The organism is Alloalcanivorax sp. C16-2 (assembly GCF_046507615.1).
GTDB classification, from domain to species: domain Bacteria; phylum Pseudomonadota; class Gammaproteobacteria; order Pseudomonadales; family Alcanivoracaceae; genus Alloalcanivorax; species Alloalcanivorax marinus_A.
On record NZ_JBKFTL010000001.1, the window covers coordinates 1,698,773 to 1,718,873 of the forward strand.

The 20,101-nt window shown below is 66.8% G+C and carries 19 protein-coding genes; 13 read left to right on the forward strand and 6 right to left on the reverse strand.

Annotated features, from left to right (window positions below; genetic code table 11):
• Position 1: 1 nt before the first annotated feature.
• On the forward strand, positions 2 to 922 hold the full coding sequence (locus tag ACLD02_RS07990) for an SMP-30/gluconolactonase/LRE family protein (protein WP_410298389.1): 921 nt from the start codon (positions 2 to 4) through the stop codon (positions 920 to 922).
• Positions 923 to 970: 48 nt separating this feature from the next.
• On the opposite strand, the gene ACLD02_RS07995 is transcribed toward ACLD02_RS07990, so the two are convergent.
• The gene (locus ACLD02_RS07995; protein ID WP_410298390.1) at positions 971 to 1,819 is read right to left on the reverse strand and encodes a crotonase/enoyl-CoA hydratase family protein; all 849 of its coding nucleotides are present in this window, start codon (positions 1,817 to 1,819) and stop codon (positions 971 to 973) included.
• Positions 1,820 to 1,832: 13 nt separating this feature from the next.
• Positions 1,833 to 3,260 (reverse strand): aldehyde dehydrogenase family protein, encoded by a 1,428-nt coding sequence (locus ACLD02_RS08000; protein WP_410298391.1) that lies wholly within the window; start codon positions 3,258 to 3,260, stop codon positions 1,833 to 1,835.
• Between the two features lie 183 nt (positions 3,261 to 3,443).
• Here ACLD02_RS08000 and ACLD02_RS08005 point away from each other — a divergent pair, with 183 nt between their 5' ends.
• The 6 genes from ACLD02_RS08005 to ACLD02_RS08030 all read left to right on the forward strand — a co-directional run bounded on the left by ACLD02_RS08005 (position 3,444) and on the right by ACLD02_RS08030 (position 9,161).
• Positions 3,444 to 4,232, forward strand: coding sequence for an SDR family NAD(P)-dependent oxidoreductase (locus ACLD02_RS08005; RefSeq protein WP_203100604.1), 789 nt, complete (start codon positions 3,444 to 3,446; stop codon positions 4,230 to 4,232).
• A gap of 133 nt (positions 4,233 to 4,365) precedes the next feature.
• A complete protein-coding gene (locus ACLD02_RS08010) occupies positions 4,366 to 5,172 on the forward strand; it encodes an IclR family transcriptional regulator (RefSeq protein WP_161383141.1) in 807 nt (268 codons plus the stop codon).
• Between the two features lie 13 nt (positions 5,173 to 5,185).
• Positions 5,186 to 5,629: a PaaI family thioesterase gene (locus tag ACLD02_RS08015; protein WP_203100606.1), complete on the forward strand. Its 444-nt coding sequence runs from the start codon at positions 5,186 to 5,188 to the stop codon at positions 5,627 to 5,629.
• 201 nt (positions 5,630 to 5,830) lie between these two features.
• Positions 5,831 to 6,505 (forward strand): response regulator, encoded by a 675-nt coding sequence (locus tag ACLD02_RS08020; RefSeq protein WP_410298393.1) that lies wholly within the window; start codon positions 5,831 to 5,833, stop codon positions 6,503 to 6,505.
• A 75-nt stretch (positions 6,506 to 6,580) separates the two neighbouring features.
• Positions 6,581 to 7,747 (forward strand): nitric oxide-sensing protein NosP, encoded by a 1,167-nt coding sequence (gene nosP, locus ACLD02_RS08025; RefSeq protein ID WP_410298394.1) that lies wholly within the window; start codon positions 6,581 to 6,583, stop codon positions 7,745 to 7,747.
• Positions 7,716 to 9,161, forward strand: coding sequence for a hybrid sensor histidine kinase/response regulator (locus ACLD02_RS08030; RefSeq protein ID WP_410298395.1), 1,446 nt, complete (start codon positions 7,716 to 7,718; stop codon positions 9,159 to 9,161). The genes nosP and ACLD02_RS08030 overlap by 32 nt, the downstream gene beginning before the upstream one ends.
• On the opposite strand, the gene ACLD02_RS08035 is transcribed toward ACLD02_RS08030, so the two are convergent.
• The 3 genes from ACLD02_RS08035 to ACLD02_RS08045 are packed head-to-tail and all read right to left on the reverse strand — an operon-like array spanning position 9,127 to position 12,222.
• A complete protein-coding gene (locus tag ACLD02_RS08035; protein ID WP_410298396.1) occupies positions 9,127 to 9,666 on the reverse strand; it encodes a rhodanese-like domain-containing protein in 540 nt (179 codons plus the stop codon). The genes ACLD02_RS08030 and ACLD02_RS08035 overlap by 35 nt on opposite strands.
• Positions 9,663 to 10,331 carry a pentapeptide repeat-containing protein gene (locus ACLD02_RS08040; protein ID WP_410298397.1) on the reverse strand — a complete coding sequence of 223 codons (669 nt, stop codon included), beginning with the start codon at positions 10,329 to 10,331 and terminating at the stop codon, positions 9,663 to 9,665. The genes ACLD02_RS08035 and ACLD02_RS08040 overlap by 4 nt, the downstream gene beginning before the upstream one ends.
• A 49-nt stretch (positions 10,332 to 10,380) precedes the next feature.
• Complete coding sequence (locus ACLD02_RS08045; protein WP_410298398.1) at positions 10,381 to 12,222, reverse strand: PQQ-dependent methanol/ethanol family dehydrogenase; 1,842 nt, start codon at positions 12,220 to 12,222, stop codon at positions 10,381 to 10,383.
• 202 nt (positions 12,223 to 12,424) lie between these two features.
• Between ACLD02_RS08045 and pedF the strand changes: the two genes are divergently transcribed.
• The 6 genes from pedF (at position 12,425) to ACLD02_RS08075 (ending at position 17,918) form a co-directional block, all read left to right on the forward strand.
• Complete coding sequence (gene pedF, locus ACLD02_RS08050; protein WP_410298399.1) at positions 12,425 to 12,868, forward strand: cytochrome c-550 PedF; 444 nt, start codon at positions 12,425 to 12,427, stop codon at positions 12,866 to 12,868.
• On the forward strand, positions 12,858 to 13,631 hold the full coding sequence (locus ACLD02_RS08055) for a quinoprotein dehydrogenase-associated SoxYZ-like carrier (protein WP_410298400.1): 774 nt from the start codon (positions 12,858 to 12,860) through the stop codon (positions 13,629 to 13,631). The genes pedF and ACLD02_RS08055 overlap by 11 nt, the downstream gene beginning before the upstream one ends.
• Complete coding sequence (locus ACLD02_RS08060) at positions 13,618 to 14,574, forward strand: quinoprotein relay system zinc metallohydrolase 1 (RefSeq protein ID WP_410298401.1); 957 nt, start codon at positions 13,618 to 13,620, stop codon at positions 14,572 to 14,574. The genes ACLD02_RS08055 and ACLD02_RS08060 overlap by 14 nt, the downstream gene beginning before the upstream one ends.
• 94 nt (positions 14,575 to 14,668) lie before the next feature.
• Positions 14,669 to 16,189, forward strand: coding sequence for an aldehyde dehydrogenase family protein (locus tag ACLD02_RS08065; RefSeq protein WP_410298402.1), 1,521 nt, complete (start codon positions 14,669 to 14,671; stop codon positions 16,187 to 16,189).
• A gap of 73 nt (positions 16,190 to 16,262) precedes the next feature.
• Positions 16,263 to 17,291, forward strand: coding sequence for an alcohol dehydrogenase AdhP (gene adhP, locus ACLD02_RS08070; protein ID WP_410298403.1), 1,029 nt, complete (start codon positions 16,263 to 16,265; stop codon positions 17,289 to 17,291).
• A gap of 198 nt (positions 17,292 to 17,489) precedes the next feature.
• A complete protein-coding gene (locus ACLD02_RS08075) occupies positions 17,490 to 17,918 on the forward strand; it encodes a host attachment protein (protein ID WP_203100621.1) in 429 nt (142 codons plus the stop codon).
• A gap of 97 nt (positions 17,919 to 18,015) precedes the next feature.
• Here ACLD02_RS08075 and ACLD02_RS08080 read toward each other — a convergent pair whose 3' ends face one another.
• Complete coding sequence (locus ACLD02_RS08080) at positions 18,016 to 20,079, reverse strand: TonB-dependent receptor family protein (RefSeq protein WP_410298404.1); 2,064 nt, start codon at positions 20,077 to 20,079, stop codon at positions 18,016 to 18,018.
• Between the last annotated feature and the right edge of the window lie 22 nt (positions 20,080 to 20,101).

Here is a 20,101-nt window from a genome sequence, read left to right on the forward strand (position 1 = left end):
CATGTCCGATTACACGGTTATCACCGATGGTCTGCGATTTCCCGAAGGCCCCATCGCCATGCCCGACGGCACCTTCATCGTGGTGGAGATCGCCGCCGGCCGGCTCACCCGGGTGTATCCGGATGGTCGCAAGGAAACCGTCGCCGAGCCTGGCGGTGGCCCCAATGGCGCCGCCATCGGCCCCGACGGGGCCTGCTATGTGTGCAACAACGGCGGCATGCAGTTCCACGAAAAGGACGGTTTGCTGATCCCCGGCGACATGCCCGAGGATTATTCCGGTGGTCGCATCGAGCGCATCGATCTGGATACCGGCAAAGTGGAAGTGCTGTACACGGAAGTGAATGGCGAACCGCTCAAGGGCCCCAACGACATCGTGTTCGACAGGCAGGGCGGCTTCTGGTTCACCGACCTGGGCAAGGGGCGGGGCCGTAGCCAGGACCGGGGCGGCCTGTACTACGCCCGCACCGACGGGTCCCTGGTGCGTGAAGCGGTGTTCCCGATCCCCACTGCCAACGGCGTGGGCCTGTCACCGGATGAAAAAACCGTGTACGTGGCGGATACCATGCCGGGCCGGTTGTGGGCCATGGACATCATCGGCGAAGGGGAGGTGGCGCGACCGGAAGGCGGGCTGTTGCCGGGTCGTCTGGTGGGGCAGCCGTCGGAATTCTGCTACTTCGATTCCCTGGCGGTGGACGCGGACGGCAACATTTGCGTCGCCACCATCTTCCATTCCGGCATCACCATCTTCTCGCCGGATGGCGCCAGCGTGCGGCATGTGCCCACCGACGATCTGGTGACCACCAATATTTGTTTTGGTGGCGAGGATCTGCGCACCGCCTACATCACCCTGTCCAGCGCCGGCAAACTGGTGTCCATGCCCTGGGAGCGTCCGGGGTTGCCATTGAATTTCCTGAACGTGTAACGACAAGCGCCGCGCGGCCGCCCTTGAAGGCGCGGCCGCGCCGTGCTTTCAGACGCCGCCTTCGACCTTGCCGGCCAGTGGCGGCAGGGGCGTGAAGTCGCCGTCACCGCCATGCTGGCCCGCCTCGATGGCGGCTTGTACCTCTTCCACGTGCAGCATGCCGGCGTTCCAGGTCACCACATAGTCGAGCGCGTCGGCGGTGTTGTGATCCCGGGCGTAGGTGATCATGCGTTTGCAGCCGTGCACCGCCAGGGGTGACTTGCCGGCGATCTCACGGGCCACTTCCAGCGCTTTTTTCAGGGTCGCCTCGCGGTCGTCCAGCACCGCGTTGAACAAGCCCCGCTGCTCCGCTTCCTCGGCACCCATGCGCCGCCCGGTGTAGGCCAGTTCGCGCACGATGCCCTCCGGCAGCAGCTTGCACAGGCGCGGGAAGGTACCCACGTCGGCGGTCAGCCCGACGTTGATTTCATAGATGGTCAGGAAGGCGTCGGCGCTGGCGTAGCGCAAATCGCAGGCGCTGATCAGGTCCACGCCACCGCCGATGCAGCCGCCATGCAGCGCGGCGATCACCGGCACCCGGCAGTCTTCCAGGGCGCTGAAGGTTTGCTGCATCAGCGCGGTGTGCTGGCGGAAGCGCGCCGCCTTCTGCACCCGGGCGGTGCGATCAGCCGGGTCCGGCGGAGCGCCGAACATGCCCAGGTCCAGGCCGGCGGTGAAGTGCTTGCCGTTGGCGTTGATAACGATGACGCGCACGTCGCCGCCGGTATCCAGGGCGCGCACCGCCGCCGGCAGTTCGTTCCAGAAATCCGCGTTCATGGCGTTGAGCTGATCGGGGCGGTCCAGGGTGATCAGCGCCACGCCATCGTCCACGGAGACCTTGAGGGTTTGATAGGTCATGGTGGTCCGGCCCTCAGGGATGGAACACGGATTTGGTTTCCAGGAATTCCTCCAGCCCGTAGACGCCCCATTCGCGGCCGATGCCGGAATGCTTGTAGCCGCCAAACGGAGCCGGCAGGTCCAACTGCGCGCCGTTCAGGTGGACCATGCCGGTGCGCAGCCGCGCGGCCACCTCGGCGGCGTCCTCCACGGTGGCGCCATACACATAGCCGGACAGGCCATAGTCGGAGTCGTTGGCGATGGCTACCGCCTCATCCACGCTCTGGTAAGGCATGATCACCAGTACCGGGCCGAAGATTTCCTCGCGGGCGATCAGCATCTGGTTGTTGACCTGGCTGAACACCGTGGGCCGGGCGTAGAAACCCTTGTCCAGGCCGTCCGGCTTGCCGGGGCCGCCGCACACCAGCTTGGCGCCTTCCTCGATGCCTTTCTCGATCAGCGATTGCACGCGCTTGAACTGGCGCTCGTTGGCGATCGGGCCCAGTTTGCTGCTCTCGTCCCGGGGATCGCCCACTTTCAGTTTCTCGCACACCTGGGCGGCGATGGCTTCCGCCTCGCCCAGCTTGTCCGCCGGCACCAGCATCCGCGAGGGCGCGTTACAGCTCTGGCCGGTGTTGTTCATCATCGATTGCACGCCGTGGCCCACCGCTTTCTGGAAGTCCGCGTCCGGCAGGATGATGTTGGCGGACTTGCCACCCAGTTCCAGGGACACGCGCTTGAACGTGTCGGCGGCCTCCTTGCTCACCGAGGCACCGGCGCGGGTGGAGCCGGTCAGCGACACCATGTCCACGCGCGGGTCGGAGGACAGCATCGGGCCCACCTCGGCGCCGTCGCCGTAGATCATGTTGAACACACCGGCGGGCAGGCCGGCCTCATCGACGATCTCGGCCAGCACCATGGCGGACAGCGGCGCGAACTCGCTGGGCTTGAGCACCATGGTGCAGCCGGCGGCAATGGCCGGCGCCACCTTGCACAGCACCTGGTTCATGGGCCAGTTCCAGGGCGTGATCAGGGCCGCCACGCCGGCCGGCTCGCGGCGCACGGTGGCGCGCCCCAGGGTTTGTTCGAACTCAAAGCCCTTGGCGGCGTCCAGGGTGGCCTTGATATGACCCAGGCCCATGGGGGCCTGCACCTTGGCCGCCAGACCGTGGCGCGGCGCGCCCATTTCCCGGCTGATGGCGTCGGCCATGTCGTCCAGGCGTTTCTGGTAGGCGCCCATCAGGCGCTCCAGCATCGCCAGCCGCTCCTCCAGCGGCAGGCCGGCGAAGCCGTCGAAGGCGTCACGGGCGGCCTGGATGGCCGCGTCCACATCGCCATGGCCGGCCAGATACACGGTGCCTTCGCTGGCCTCGGTGGCCGGGTTGATCACCTCGAAGGGCCGTGCGTCAGCGCCGGGCGCCACCCAACGGCCATTGATATAAAACTGCGCCAAATGGCTCATGAAACACTCTCCCTGGGTAAATGATTTGAAAGTTGAAAGTTGAAACGCGCTGCCGGGTTTCCAACCTGCCATATTCGGCTGTTTCTGCCCAGTCTATTTTTGGAATGCTGTTCCAAAATCTTGACCGGTTGCCGCCGCCGTGTCATCTTCCAGCAAAATTATAAAAGTCTTGAGGAGAGCATCATGCAGCGATTCCAGCAACGCACCGTCCTGATCACCGGCGCGGCCAGCGGCATCGGTCGCGCGGCGGCCCGCCGCTTCGCGGAAGAGGGCGCCGGCCTGGTGTTGGTGGATCGCGACGAAGCCGGCCTGGAAGAAACCCGCGCCGCGCTGCCGGAGGGCACCGAGGTGATGACCCGGGCCCTGGATGTTTCCGATGAAGCCGCCGTGGACGCGCTGGTGGCGGCGGTGATCGCCGAGCGGGGCCGTATTCATGCCCTGTGCAACAACGCCGGCATCGCTGGCGGGGATTATTCCGGCATCACGGAGACCGACACCGATACCTGGCGGGCGATTCTCAACGTCAATCTGCTCGGCCCGGTGTTCTTCACCCGCGCCGTGGGTCGCCACATGCGCGAGCAGGGCGGCGGCGCCATCGTCAATACCGCCTCGGTGGCGGGGATTCGTTCCGGCGCCGGCGGCAACGCCTACAGCGCTTCCAAGGCGGCGGTGATCAACCTGACCAAGACCGCCGCCTGCGATCTGGGCCAGTACAACGTGCGCGTCAATGCGATCTGCCCGGGGCTGATTGAAACCGGCATGACCAAGCCGGTGTTCGATTACGCCCGCGAGCGTAACAAGGAAGAAAAACTGGGCAGCCGTTGCGAACTGCGCCGCTATGGCCGGCCCGAGGAAATCGCCGCGGCCATGGCGTTTCTGGCCAGCGACGATGCCAGCTACGTCACCGGCCAGGCGCTGGCGGTGGATGGCGGCAACACCGCCTCGCTGAACCTGCCCGGCATGAAGCACTGAACCAACCGATAACGACACCGAGCGGGGCCCCCGAAAAGGGGTCCTATGTGAAACGGCTTTTTGATATATTTGCCGGTTTTATAAACAACTATAAAAGAAATTCATCCCGAAGCCTGACTGAGGAAGACAACCCATGCGACGAGCCGCTCTTGGAAAAGACGGAGCCGCGGAGAAGGACCGCAATTTCGTGACCGCCCTGGCCCGGGGCCTGGATATCCTGCGCTGTTTCGGTCCGTCCGATGAGTACCTGGGCAACGCCGAACTGGCCAAGCGCACCAATATTCCGCGCCCCACGGTGTCGCGGATGACCGCCACGCTGACCCAGCTCGGTTACCTGCGCTACGCGGAAAATCTGGAAAAGTACCGGCTCGGCCCGGGGGTACTGGATCTCGGCTACCGCTACCTGGCCAGCGAGGGGGTGCGCGACATCGCCCGGCCGTTCATGCAGGAGCTGGCCGACGCCACCGACTGCATGGTGGCCATCGCCGCCCCGGACGGTGCCTCCATGACCTACATTCAGGTGTGCCAGGGCTCCGGCCCGCTGGTGCTGCGCCTTTCCGTGGGGTCCCGGGTCGCCACCGGCACTTCGGCGGCGGGCCGTGCTCTGCTGGCGGCGCTGCCGGAGAACGAGCGTGAGCCTTACTATGAGGCGATCCGCGCCCAGAACCCGGACGCCTGGCCGGAGGTGCAGCGCGGCCTGCAGCGTGCCTGCAAGGAATATCAGGAGTATGGCTTCGTCACTTCCGACGGAGAATGGAACCGGGATGTGAGCGCCGTGGGCGTGCCGCTGATCCTGGATAACGGCGGCCAGGTGGTGCCGTTTAATTGTGGCGGCTCGTCGTTACGGCTGAGCCGTCGAATTCTGATCGAGAATCTCGGCCCACGCCTCAAGGAGGTCGTGGATCAGGTCCGACAAATGGTGCAGGGCCGGGAAGTATGACGAGACCCGTTGAATGAAAATGGACATGGCCACGGCCTCCCGCAAGTTCGATTATGGTTTTCCGGCTCTGCTGGGCTTTGAGTTTCTGGAGTGGGAAGAGGGCCGGGCGGTGCTCGGCCTCAAGGTGGAGCAACGCCATCTGAACCTGGCTGATCGCGTGCACGGTGGCGTGCTCGCCACCCTGCTGGACGTGGCCGGCGCCTGCGCCGGCACCTGGTGCCCCTATCCGGACCGCATTCGCAAGGCCATCACCCTGTCCATGACCACCACCTTCACCGGCCAGTCCGGGCTCGGTTATATCCGTGCCATCGGCACCAAGCGTGCCGGTGGCAGCCGCATCTTCAACTCCACCGTGGACATCCTCGACGAGAACGACCAGTTGCTGATTATTGGCGAAGGCACCTTCCGCCTGCGCAGCGGCTCCGAGGACCCCCGCGGCCAGCCCATGGACCGCTGACCGGGCATCCTCCATCGCTTGATATCCTACGGCAACGAGCTCAGGCTCGGTGACATTCGGGGGCGATACCGCCCAAAGTACCGTCGGACTAGGACTTTAGGCGAATATGCGACGGCGGCGGGGTCCGCGTCCGGTTCCGGCGTGGTAGTCTGTCGCGATAGCAAGAATAACCGGAAGCGCCGCGCAGGGAGTCCGCCCGCCATGTACCAGGTCCTGATCGCCGATGACCATCCGTTGTTTCGCGAGGCCATAGCCCGGGTGATCGACGACGGTTTTCCGGGGAGCACTCTGCTGGAGGCCTCCAGCCTGGATGCCGCCCTGGAGGTGGCCGCCGACAACGACGACCTGGATCTGGTGTTGCTGGATCTGAACATGCCGGGCATGCAGGGCCTGGGCGGCCTGATCCAGTTGCGCAACGAGTTTCCCACCCTGCCGGCGGTGGTGGTGTCCGCGGAAGAAGACAAACGGGTGATTCTGCAGACCATGACCTACGGCGCCGTCGGTTTCATCACCAAATCCACGCCCCGCAAGCAGATGATCCTGGCCCTGGAGCAGATCCTTTCCGGTTCCATTTACCTGCCCTCGGACATCATCCGCGCCGACATGGCGGCCGCGCCGGCGCGGCCGGAAAGCGCGGTGCCGCCGGAGGTGCTGGAAACGCTTACCCGCAAGCAGCTCCAGGTGTTCGAGCGCATGGCCCGGGGCGAGCCGAACAAGGTGATCGCCTACGAACTGAACATCGCCGAGAGCACGGTCAAGGCCCATGTGTCGGCGATTCTTCGCAAGCTGGGCGCCACCAACCGGGTGCAGGCGATTCTCGCCGCCGGCGATATTGATTTCGGTGCCTATCTGCGCCGCCCGGCCTCGCGGGTGTGAGCCGCGCTGTTCCGGGGCGCCGGTGCGTGCCGCATAATAAGCATGACAACGACAATGTCTCCCCGGGAGGCCGACATGACCGCGATACCCCCGTACGCCGTCGTCACCGCCTACAGTGATGCCCGCGATGAGCAGCAGGCGGCGCGCTCGCTGGCGGAGCGCCTGCGCCATCCCAATCTGGGCTTCGTGCTGTTCTTCTGCTCCATTGATTACGATCTGGACCGGCTGGCCGGGGCCCTCAGCGAGGATTTTCAGGGCGTGCCCCTGTGCGGCTGCACCTCCGCCGGGGAAATCACCGCCCGAGGCTACGACCGCGACACGGTGGTGGCGATCGGTTTCGACCGCCGCTTCTTCGCCGTTTCCCACCGGTTGATCGAACGTCTGGACGGTTTCACCCTGGCCGACGCCCAGCAGCTCACCGACGGCCTGCTCGGTGACTGCCGGGACGGCCCCGGTGGCCCGGTGAGCGCCGACAACAGCTTCGTGCTGACGCTTCTGGACGGTCTTTCCGTCAACGAAGAGCTGGTGCTCGCCACCCTCAACGCGGCCCTGGGCAGCATCACCAGCTTCGGCGGTTCCGCCGGCGACGACTACCGGCTCTCGCGCACCTATGTGTACAGCGACGGCGCCTTCCACAGCGACGCGGCCATCGTGCTGATGGTCACCACCAGCCTGGATTTCGAGGTGTTCAGCATCCATCACCTGCGCCCGGACACCCGCAAGCTGGTGGTCACCGCCGCCGACGCCGAGCGGCGCGTGGTGCAGGAACTGAACGCGGCCCCGGCGGCGGAGGAATACGCCCGCCTGGTGGGGGTGCCGGTGGCGGAGCTCAACGACGAGGTGTTCGCCCGCTATCCACTGGCGGTACGCATCAACAGCGACTACTACGCGCGCTCCATCCAGCGCGTCAACGACGACCTGAGCCTGTCGTTCTATTGCGCCGTGGAGAACGGCATCGTGCTTACCGCCATGCGCACCGGCTCGCTGATCGGCGAGACCCGGGACACCCTGAACGCCATCGAGGCGAGGCTGGGCCCGGCCTGGGTCACCATCGGCTGTGACTGCTGCCTGCGCCGCATGGAGATGGAGAGCGGCGGTTTCGCGGAACCCGCTTCCGCCTTGCTGCGCGAGCACAAGGTGGTCGGCTTCAACACCTACGGCGAGCAGTTCAACGGCATGCACATCAACCAGACGCTGACGGGGGTGGTCATTGGTCGACGACACCGAATCCCGGGATCCTGACGGGGAATCTCCCTGGCAGTTGCACGAGGCGCGCCTGATGGCGGAGAACGCCCGCCTGCGGCGCATCTGCGACGCTCTTATCGAGCGGGTGGAGGAGAGCAACATGGCGCCCACCGCGCCCTACGCCGCCTTCCAGCACTCGGTGGTGCTCGCCGAGCAGGTGCGCGAGCGCACCCAGGCCCTGCGCGAAGCCAACCAGCAGTTGCTGGAGGAAATCGAGGTGCGTCGGCGGGTGGAAGCACGCCTGCGCGAAGCCACCGCCAAGGCGGAGCGGGCCAGCATCTCCAAGACCAAGTTCGTGGCGGCGGTGAGCCACGATCTGATGCAGCCGCTCAACGCCGCGCGCCTGTTCACCAGCGCCTTGCAGGACGCGCCGGACCAGAACACCGATTTCATGCTCACCCACATCAACACCGCCCTGCACGATCTGGAATCGCTGATCACCACCCTGGCGGATGCCTCCAAGCTGGACGCCGGCGTGGTCACCGCCGAGCCGGTGGTCTTTCCGCTGCGTCGCCTGCTCGACGTGCTCGCCGAGGAATACAAGCAAATGGCCGCCCACGAAGGTCTGCGGCTGCGTTACGTGCCTACCTCCGCGGTGGTGCGCTCCGATCCGCAACTGCTCAACCGGGTGATGCGCAATCTGCTGTCCAACGCCATCCGCTACACCGGCAGCGGTTCCATCCTGCTCGGCTGCCGGCGCCGGGGCGAGCAGGTGGAGGTGGTGGTGGCGGATACCGGCATCGGCATCGGCGAGGACCAGATCGAGGACATCTTCCAGGAGTTCAAGCGCGGTAAGCAGGCGGTGAAATACCATGAACGCGGTCTCGGCCTGGGCCTGTCCATCGTCGAGAAAATCAGCCGCATTCTCGACCATCCGCTGTCGGTGACCTCGCGGCTGCATCGTGGCTCCCGTTTCTCCCTGCGTTTGCCGGTGGCCACCCTCAGCGCCGCCGAACAAAGGTCCCTGGCACCGGCCACGGAAGGGGCGGTGTCCCTGGCCGGCCAGCCGGTGTGGGTGGTGGACAATGACGCTGCCATCCGTGCCGGCATGCGCACCTTGTTGCAGCGCTGGGGCTGTGAGGTGGTGGTGGCGGAATCCCTGGCGGCGCTGCGCCGCCAGGTGGACACCCGCCAGGACCCGGCCCTGGCGCTGATCATGGATTACCACCTGGACCCGCACAGCGACGATGGCCTGGCGGTGGCCCAGCGCATCAACGACGGCCGCCAGGTTCCGCTGCCGGTGATCATGGTCACCGCCGACCGCGAGCAGCCGCTCAAGCAGCGCTGCGCCCGGCGCGGCCACACCCTTCTCTACAAGCCGCTCAAGCCCATGAAGCTGAAGCTGGCCCTGCAGCAGGCCCTGGGGCAGGGCGGCGTCAGCGCCCCGGAGGCGCCGGCCTCGTCCCGCTGACCGGGCGCCCGGCGGCGCGCCAGCCGTCCACTCCCAGCGGGTACCAGTACACCGCCGGATGGCCGGCGGCCAGGGCGCGGCGGGCGGCGTTCCAGGACAGCCAGCAGTCGGAGCGGCAGAAGAACACCAGCGGCCGTTGCCGGTCGTGCTCGGTGAAGGCGCGCAGATGATCCAGCAGGTAGGCCCGCCAGCGCGGCGCCAGCGGCGTGGTGCCGGTATTGGGCAGCCAGACCGCGCCGGGCAGGCTGGGGTGGGGGCGTTCCAGCAGAAAGCCGCCGGCCGCCCAGGTGGCGTTGTAGACGTCGATCAGCACCGTGTCCGGCCGCCGCCGGCGCAGGGCCACCAGGGCATCGGTGTCCAGCACCGTGGCGCCGTCCAGGCTGGCCGGGGTGGGCGCCCGGTAGGGCGGGCGCCGGTAGCCGTCGGCGTCGAAGGCGGGCGCGGCGGCGGCCAGCGCCGGCAATGCCGCCAGCAGTACCCCGATCAGCGCGGCGCGCACGGTCACCAGTCTCGGGGGCAGCCGCTGCAATCGCGCATGTAGGTGCCCTGGAAGTTGGTGAAGCGCAGGCGCGCGCCGGTCACGTCGGCGCCTTCCAGCGTCGACAGGTTGAGCTTGGTTTCCTGCAGGTTGGCGTCGCGCAGGTCGGCGTGCTCCAGGTTGGATTTGTTCATCCAGGCCATCTCCAGATTGGCCGCCCGCAGGCGCGCGTGGCGCCAGCTGGCCCGGGTCAGACGGCCGAACTCCAGGTTGGCTCCGGTCAGGTCGGCGCCGTCGAAGTTGGCCTTCTGGGCGAACAGATTCCAGCTGTCGATGGCCACCAGCCGGGCCTGCCGCAGGTCGGCACCGCGCAGATTGGTGCTGATCAGGATGGCGCGGGTCAGATCGGCACCGCCGAGGTCGGCGTCGGCCAGATTGACGCCGCGCAGGTCCGTATGGCGCAGATCGGCGCCGCGCAGGTTGGCGCCCTGGAAATCGGCACCGCGCAGGTCCAGGTTGGCGAGCACGGCGCCGCTCAGGTCGGCGCCGGGGCATTGGGTTTTCCGTTCCAGCACGCAGCCGTTGTGGCGCGGCGGCGTCCAGGTGTCGTCGGCGCGCGGCGGCGTATCCAGCAGCAGGGCGCCGGCCATTACCAGCAGCGTGCTGAGCAGAAGCTTGGCTCGGATTCGCATGGGGAAACTCCGAAAACGGAGCCGGCCCGCGAAGGGCCGGCCGGGGGGGTTATTGTCGGGCCAGTTTCTTGGCGAACTCGGGCAGCTTGAACACCCAGAAGGAGCCGCCCTGGGAAATCGGCCGGGTCAGGTCGGCCATGTCGCCGCCCCACAGCGGCACCGCGCCACCGTAACCGGCGGTCACGCCGATGTACTGGTCGCCGTCCATTTCCCAGGTGATCGGCGGGGATATGATCCCGGTGCCCACCTGGAACTTCCACAGCTCCTCGCCGGTTTTCGCGTTGAACGCCTTGAAGTAACCGTCGCCGGTGCCGGTGAACACCAGGTTGCCCTGGGTGGCCAGCACGCCGGCCCACAGCGGCATCTTCTCCTTGTGCTGCCAGACCACGTCGCCGGTGGTCGGGTCCATGGCGCGCAGGATGCCCACATGGTCGTCGAACAGTTTCTTGATGCGGAAGCCCATGCCCAGATAGGCGGAGCCGGGCTTGTATTCCACTTCCTCGGTCCAATAGTCCTCTTTCCAATGGTTGGCGGGCACGTAGAACAGGCCGGTGTCGCGGCTGTAGGCCATGGGGTTCCAGTTCTTGCCGCCCAGGAACGGCGGTGACACCTCGACCGCCTTGGAGCGAGTCTCGCCGTCCTTGAGCCGCGCCGGGCGCTGGCCTTCCACCTCGATGGGGCGGCCGGTGTCCAGGTCGATGCCCTTGGCCCAGGTGATGCCGTCCACGAACGGGAAGGCGTTGATCAGCTCGCCGCTGGCGCGGTCGGTGACGTAGAAGAAGCCGTTGCGGTCGGCGTGGGCGCCGGCTTTGTGGGTCTTGCCATTCTCGTCCTGGTAGTCGAACAGCACGATCTCGTTGTTGCCGGAGAAATCCCAGGTGTCGTTGGGGGTGTGCTGATAGAACCACTTGATCTCGCCGGTGCTCGGGTCCACGCCCACCTGGCCGGAGGTGTAGAGGCTGTCGTAGTCCCCCGGGTCGCCGCCCGGCGCGGTGCGCGCCCAGCCGTTCCAGGGGGCCGGGTTGCCGGCGCCGATGACGATGGTGTTGGTGTCCGGGTCGAAGGTGGCGCTTTGCCAGGGGGCGCCGCCGCCGTGGCTCCAGGCTTTCACCTTGCCGGTTTCGGTGTCCGGATCGTCCGGCCAGGACGGCGCCCGAGGGTCGCCGCTGGGGGTGCTTTCCTCGCCGTTAAGCCGGCCCATGTGGCCTTCCACGAAGGGCCGCATCCAGATTTCCTCGCCGCTGTCCGGGTCGCGGGCGAACAGCCGGCCCACCACGCCGAATTCATCCCCGGAGGAGCCGTGGATCAGCAGCACCTTGCCGGTCTTCTGATCCTTCACGATGGTGGGCGCTCCGGTCATGGTGTAGCCCACCTTGTGGTCGGCGAACTTCTTGCGCCACGCCACCCGGCCGGTGTCCTTGTTGAGCGCCACGATGCTGGCGTCCAGGGTACCGAAGAAGATCTTGTCGCCGTAGATGGCGGCGCCCCGGTTGACCACGTCGCAGCAGGGCCGGATGTCGTCCGGCAGCCGGTGGCTGTAGTCCCAGAGTTTCTTGCCGGTGCGCGCGTCGATGGCGAACACCCGGGAATAGGAACCGGTCACGTAGATCACGCCATCGTGGACCAGGGCCTGGGATTCCTGGCCACGCTGCTTCTCATCGCCGAACGAGAACGACCAGGCCGGCGTCAGCATGCCCACGTTGTCCGCGTTGATGTTGGTCAGGGTGCTGTAGCGCTGGGCCTGCACGCCCAGGCCGTACATCAGCACGTCGTCGGTGGTTTTCGCGTCGTTAAGGATGTCCTTCCAGGAAACGTCCTTGGCCAGGGCGCCGCCACTGGCACCCAGACCCAGCAGGGTCGACACCGAAAGGACGCCGATTATTTTTTTCATGGTTTGAGCCTCTTGATGGTCGAGACCGTCATTTAGGGGCAGGAGCCGGCGGCGCCGCTACCGACCGGCGGCGCATTCCGCCCCGTCAATTGGATCTACGACCAAGGGCCCGGGGGCTCTGCGTCCAAGGGGGAGTATGGCCCGGTCGGGTGGCTGGCTAGATTGGGGAGTGACGCGAACCCCGAGCAAAAAGGACCCGACCATGATGAGAACAACAACCCTGCTGGCCCTGGCCCTCACTCTGCCCCTCGCGCCCCTGGCCCAGGGCCACGGTGACGTCACGCCGCAATCGGTGAACACCCGCGGCCTGGAGGATCTGGGCGAGCAATGGCGCGACAGCAACCCCTACCGGGAACCCCACGAACAGCACGACCTGGCGGTGGAAGTAGGCCGCTCCGCCTACAACCAGAACTGCGCCTCCTGCCACGGCCTGGAAGCCAAGTCCGGCGGCATCGCCCCGGATCTGCGCGAGCTGGAAAACGGCGACTACGGCGACCAGTGGTTCAAGGAGAAGGTGATCAACGGCGCCAGCCGCAATGGCCGGGTACTGATGCCGCCCATGGCCAATTACCTGAGCCAGGAAGCCCTGTGGGCGATCCGCACCTGGCTGGAAACCGTGAGCCTGGAGACCACCGGTGAACTCTAGACCGGCGCCGGCTGGAGTCCTGGCTCCGCTGGTGATGCTGATGCTGGCGGCGTTGCCGGTGCCGGCCGCCGCCACCGGCGATCCCCTGGAGTCGTTCATGTGGGAGCGCTACCGGGCGCGTTTCCTGGGCGACACCCCGGTGCGCTTCGACGACCGGGTGCGGGTGATCACGCCGGATTTCGCCGAGGACTCCGGCCGCGTGCCGGTGGCGGTGGAAGCGCCGGCCTTCGACGGCCGCTTCCAGCGCATGCTGCTGTGGATCGAACTGAACCCGATCCCGCTGGTGTTCGATTACCGGCCACTCAGCGACGGCCTCGCCCGGGTGGCGCTCAACGTGCGCCTGGAGCAGTCGTCGCCGGTGCGCGCCGCTTTGCTCAGCGACGGCGTCTGGTACGTGGGCAGCGCCCGGGTGGAGGGCGAGGGCGGCGGTTGCTCCACGCCCGGTATCGCCAAACAGGTGGACGACTGGTCGGAGACCTTCGGGCGGGTGGCGGCCCGCAGGTTCGCCGACCCGGCCGGTAGCCGGCTGCGGGTGAAACTGTTCCACCCCATGGACAGTGGCCTGATCCCCAGCGTCGACGCCTTCTACGTGGAACGGGTGGCGTTCCTGCGCGACGGCGAGCCGGTGGCGCGCTTCGACTGGCACGCCTCGGTGAGCGAGAACCCTGAACTGGCGGTGACCCTGAGCGGTGGCGAGGACGTCGCCTATCGGTTCCAGGCCCGGGACAACAACGGCAATGAGTTCGACCATGGGATTCCGTGACACGGCTCTGCTGGCGGCGCTGCTGTGGCCGTTGGGCGCCGGCGCCGCGCCACCGCCCTTCGAGCACCGCCTGACGCCGCGACCGGTGGCGGAGCACACCTGGATGGTGGAGGGCCGCCCCGAGGAGCTCAGCGAGGACAACGGCGGCGACATCGCCAACAGCGCTTTCATCGTCACCGGCCACGGCGTGCTGGTGATCGACACCGGCAGCACCCTGGCCTACGGCCACGCCCTGCGCGCCGCCATCGCCGGCGTCACCGACCAGCCGGTGCGCTGGGTGCTCAACACCCACCACCATCCGGACCATGTGTTCGGCAATGGCGCCTTCCCGGAGGCGGAGATCGCCGCCCTGCCGGGCACCCGCGCCGCCTTCCGCCGCCACGGCGAGGCCTTCCGCGACACCCTCTACCAGCGCCTGGGCGACGCCGCCCGGGGCACCGGCCTGGTGCCGGCCAGCGTGGATCTGGCCGCCGGCGAGCGGCGCTTCGGCGGCTACCCGCTGCGGCTGCTGGCGTTGCGCGGCCACAGCGGCAGCGACCTGGCGGTGCTGGACCCGGCCACCGGGGTCCTGTTCACCGGCGATCTGGTGTTCCACCACCGCGCGCCCACCACGCCCCACAGCCCGGGCATCGCGGTCTGGCGCGACGATCTGGCCACGTTGGCGGCGCTGGACTTCAAGGTGTTGGTGCCGGGCCACGGGCCGGTGGCCCGGGACCCGGGCCCGATCGCCGCCACCGACGCCTGGCTGGCCTGGCTGCATCGGCGGCTGCGCGCCGGCGCCGAACGGGGCGCCACCGCCAACCAGGTGATCGACGCGCCCCTGCCCGAGGCCATCGCCGCCTGGCCCCTGGCCCGTTACGAACTGACCCGCTCGGTGAGCCACTTCTACGCCGACTACGAGCGCCGCTACCTGTGGGGCGAGCCGGCGGCTACGACCAAATGAGGGCGCCGACCAATACCTTGGTCGCATGCGCGTGGCGCGCGGCCGGGACTAACCTGATTCTGACGATTCGCACCAATAACGAGGACACTTCGCGATGATTTACGATAACCCCGGTAGCCAAGGAGCCGTGGTCTCCTTCCAGGAACGCTACGAGAACTACATCGGCGGTGAATGGGTGGCCCCCGTCCACGGCCGCTACTTCGACAACGTGAGCCCGGTGAACGGCCGGGTATTCTGCCAGATCGCCCGTTCCTCCACGGAGGACATCGACCTGGCCCTGGACGCCGCCCACAAAGCGGCGCCAGCCTGGGGCCGCACCTCCGCGGGTGAGCGCTCCAACCTGCTGCTGCGCATCGCCGACCGCCTGGAGCAAAATCTGGAAGCCCTGGCCGTGGCGGAAACCTGGGACAACGGCAAGGCGGTGCGCGAAACCCTCAACGCCGACCTGCCCCTGGCGGTGGACCACTTCCGCTACTTCGCCGGCTGCATCCGCGCCCAGGAAGGCAGCGCCGCCGACATTGACGCCAACACCGTGGCCTACCACTTCCATGAGCCGCTCGGCGTGGTCGGCCAGATCATCCCCTGGAACTTCCCGATCCTGATGGCTGCCTGGAAGCTGGCCCCGGCCCTGGCCGCCGGCAACTGCGTGGTGCTCAAGCCCGCCGAGCAGACCCCGGCCTCGATTCTCAAGGTGATGGAATTGATCGGCGACCTGCTGCCCGCCGGTGTCATCAACATCGTCAATGGCTTCGGCGAGGAAGCCGGCCAGGCCCTGGCCACCAGCAAGCGTATCGCCAAGATCGCTTTCACCGGCTCCACCCCGGTGGGCTCGCACATCCTCAAATGCGCGGCGGAAAATATCATCCCCTCCACCGTGGAACTGGGTGGCAAGTCTCCCAACGTCTACTTCGCCGACATCATGAACGCCGAGCCACAATTCATCGACAAGGCGGTGGAAGGCCTGGTGCTGGCGTTCTTCAACCAGGGCGAGGTGTGCACCTGCCCGTCCCGGGCCCTGATCCAGGAAGAGATGTACGACGACTTCATGCAGCGCGTGCTCGAGCGCATGAAGACCATCAAGCGCGGCAACCCGCTGGACACCGACGTGCAGGTGGGCGCCCAGGCCTCCCAGGAACAGTTCGACAAGATCATGTCCTACATGGAAGTGGCCCGCACCGAGGGGGCGGAAGTGTTGTCCGGCGGTGACCGGGAAACCCTGGACGGCGATATCGGCGGCGGCTTCTACATTCAGCCCACGCTGCTCAAGGGGCACAACAAGATGCGCGTGTTCCAGGAAGAGATCTTCGGCCCGGTGGTGGCGGTGACCACCTTCAAGGACGAAGAGGACGCCCTGGCGATCGCCAACGACACCGAGTTCGGCCTCGGCGCCGGTGTCTGGAGCCGCGATATCAATGTGGCCTTCCGCATGGGCCGGGGCATTCAGGCCGGGCGTGTGTGGACCAACTGCTACCACGCCTATCCGGCCCACGCCGCCTTCGGCGGCTACAAGAAATCCGGGGTGGGCCGCGAGACCCACAAGGTGGCCCTGGAACATTACCAGCAAACCAAGAACCTGCTGGTCAGTTACGACATCAACCCCCTCGGCTTCTTCTGAGTCGAGTTTCCCCCTACAAGAAAGACATCACGCGGGCGGCCCCTGGCCGCCCGCCCGGCGAGGAGTTATGAGCATGGAAAAGACAATGAAAGCCGCCGTGGTGCGCCAGTTCGGTGAGCCGCTGGCGATCGAGGAAGTCGCTACCCCGCGCCCCGGGCAGGGGGAAATCCTGGTCCGCGTGGCCGCCTCCGGCGTCTGCCACACCGACCTGCACGCCGCCCACGGTGACTGGCCGGTGAAACCGGAGCCGCCCTTCATTCCCGGCCACGAAGGCGTCGGTCACGTGGTGGCGGTGGGCCAGGGGGTCAAGCACGTCAAGGAAGGCGACCGCGTCGGCGTGCCCTGGCTCTATTCCGCTTGTGGCCACTGCGAGCATTGCCTGGGCGGTTGGGAGACACTGTGCGAGTCGCAGCAAAACACCGGTTATTCAGTGAACGGCGGCTTCGCCGATTACACCCTGGCCGATGCCGGCTATGTGGGGCAACTGCCCGACAACGTGGATTTCCTGGAGATCGCCCCGGTGCTGTGCGCCGGCGTGACGGTCTACAAGGGCCTGAAGATGACCGAGGCGCGTCCCGGCCAGTGGGTGGTGATCTCCGGCATCGGCGGGCTCGGCCATATGGCGGTGCAGTATGCCAAGGCCATGGGGTTCAACGTGGCCGCCGTGGACATCGATGACGGCAAGCTGGCGCTGGCCGAGCGGCTTGGCGCCACGCTCACCGTCAACGCCATGAAGGCGGACCCGGCGGAGGTGCTCAAGCGCGAGATCGGCGGCGCCCATGGTGTACTGGTCACGGCGGTATCGCCGAAGGCCTTCGATCAGGCCCAGCGCATGCTGCGCCGGGGTGGCACCCTGGTGCTCAACGGTCTGCCGCCGGGTGAATTTCCGCTGCCGATTTTCGACACGGTGCTCAACGGTATCACCGTGCGCGGCTCCATCGTCGGCACCCGGCAGGACCTGCAGGAAGCGCTGGATTTCGCCGGCGAGGGCAAGGTCAAGGCCACCGTGGCCACGGAAAAACTCGACAACATCAACGATGTCTTCCAGCGCATGATCGACGGCAAAATCGAAGGGCGCATCGTGCTGGATATGATGTCCTGAATGCGACGCTGAATTCGAAGTTATTCCTGCCTTGATGACGCCGCCCCTACAATCCCGGGGGCGGCTTTTTTTTGATCGCGCTTTTGATCGGTTTGATGCTTTTTTACCGGCGTGACGGGGGGCACGGGTTGAACGGGAAGGGCGGGGGCGCGAGGTTAGGGGGGAAGGAGCAGTCACACACGGAACCAGGAGAGAGCCATGACCACCTACGTGATCGCCAGCAACGCCGCCCATGCCCGCGTGTTCGCCCACCAGGTCGGTCGCATTCGCGAAATCGACCATCTGGACCATCCGGAAAGCCAGGCCCACGCCGGCGATCTGCGCACCGGCGAAGGCGGCCAGGAAGGCAGTGGCGCCCTGCATGGCAACCCCCGCGCCACCGGCAACCAGCAGGCCACCTCCGACAAGCACGCGGCCTTCTTCGCCAAGGAAGTGGCATCCTACATGAAGGCGGCCCATGACAAGGGCGGCGTGGACGATTTCATCCTGATCGCCGAGCCCCGTTTCCTCGGTGCCCTGCGCGACAAGCTGGACGATCCCACCAGGGAGGTGGTGATCCGCGAGGTGGACAAGGATCTCACCAAGCAGAGCGTCAAGGACATCAAGAAGGCGGCCGGCATCATGTGACCTGGCGGATGGATCGCGACTGAAGCGGAATGCCGCCCAGTCGCTCTTACGCCGAGGGATGGCAGCGTAGGAGCGACTTTAGTCGCGATCCCGCCCCTCACCACGCATAGGACGCCCCCGCGTACCAATGCCGCCCGGGCGCCGGTTCGTAATAGCCCCGATCCGCCGGGTCGGGGCGGTCGCTGTTGGCGTTGATGCGCAGGTTGGCGATGTAGTCTTCGTCGAACAGATTTCCAACCCCCGCGTACAGCGTCAGCGCGCGTCCGCCCAGGCGCCATTCCCGCCCGCCGCGCAGGCCGGCGACCACTGAATCATCCACTTTCGTGTCGTTGGTGTTGTCCGCGTAGACGGAGCCGCTGTAATCGCCGTCGATGATCAGGAAGGTGCCGTCGGGCCCGCGCCAGGCCGCTTCCACGAACAGATGATGGCGCGGCAGGCCGGGCAGCCGGTTGCCGCTCACGTCCTGGTTTTGCTGATCGTCGAAGAAATCGTCGAATTCGAAGTCCGAGTAGGTGTAGGCCAGGGTCAGGGTGAGCCGCTCGGTGGTCTGGTGCTCGAGCATCAGTTCCAGGCCGTCGCGCCGGGTGCGCGCGGCGTTGTCATAGAAGGTGCGGCCGTTCAGTTCATAGGGGGTGATCTCGTCGCGCACCCGCACGCTGAACAGGGCGATATCGTAGAACAGCCGGTCGCCCAGGCGGCCACGACCGCCGACCTCCCGGTTCACCGCCTTCTGCGGGTCCAGGTCCGGGTTGAAGCCGCCGGCGCCGGAGGGGTTGGCCAGCTCGGTGAAGGTGGGGGTCTCGAAGGCATTGCTGACCGTGGCATAGACGCTGTGGCGCGGGTTCAGGTGCCAGGTGAGGCCGGCGCTGTAGCTGCCTTCATTGAAGGTCTGGTCGCCGCTCTGGTCGCCATCCGCCAGCAGGTGGTCGTCGATGTCCAGGCGCACCCGGTCGGCGCGCGCCCCCAGGGCCAGCACCAGGGTGTCGGTGAGGTCGGTGTCGGCCTGCACGAACAGGCCGCTGGCGGTGGCGGTCTGGTCCTCGTTGGCGGTCTCGCCGGTGACCTGGCCGGCCACATCGACACCACGCCGGCCACGGTCATCCCGCTGACGATCGGCGTCCACGCCGACCATGAAACGATGGTTCAAACCGAACAGGCGCGCCTGGTTGGTGTATTCCAGGCGCAGCCCGTAAAACAGCCGTTCATAGTCGATCAGGCTGCTGCCAGGGAAGGGCAGTTGCTGGCGGAAATCCCGTTGCGTGACGAAGCCGCGCACGCGCAACTCACCGCCCAGGCCACGCTCCCGGTAAAGCACCCCCAACCGCTGCTGGGTCACTTCCTGGCCGGCGTCCAGCAGCTTGGAAAAGCGCGCCGCCTGGTCGCGGTCGTCGTTCACCTGGGCGCGGGTCAGACCGCCCGGGTCCTCGGCCACCGGCGTGTCCAGAGCGGTGAAGAACAGTTCCAGATCCCGGTCCCGGGACAGCGCCCGGCCGACCCGGGCGTTGAGCAGGTATTTCTCCATGTCGCTCTGCTGGCGCTGGCCATCGTGGCGCATGCCGGTAAGGCTTAGATAATGATGGCCCTGGCGGTCGGCCCCGCCCAGTTCCAGGCGGGTTTTGCGGTAACCGTCGCTGCCGCCGGCGACGCTGAAACGCTGATCGTATTCCAGGTCCCGACCGGTGCGGGTGGTCATGTCCACCACGCCGCCGGTGGCGTTGCCGTACAGCACCGAGGACGGGCCGCGCAGCACGGTGATCGATTCCAGGCCGTCCAGGTCGATGGCGTCCACCTGGGACTGGCCATCCGGCAGGGTCTCGGGGAAGCCGTCCACGTTGAGGCGCAAACCGCGCACCCCGAACGGCGCCCTGGCACCAAAGCCCCGGCTGGAAAGCCGTAGCCCCTGGGCGAAGTTGTAACGGTTCTGAAGGTACAGGCCGGGCACCCGCTTGAGGGGTTCATCGAGCTGCAGCCCCGGCTGGCCGGCCTGCTCCCGCGTCGCCTCGATCACCGTGGCGGCACCGGGCAGATCGGCGAGATCCCGTTCCAGCCGCGTGCCGGTGACGGTCACCGCGTCCAGTTCATGGTCAAGGCCGGCGGGCAGAGCGGCGGCGGGCAGGGCGAGAGCGGCCCCGCCCAACCAGACAAGCAGGTGGCGATGCATGAAGGTCCTCGAAATTATCATT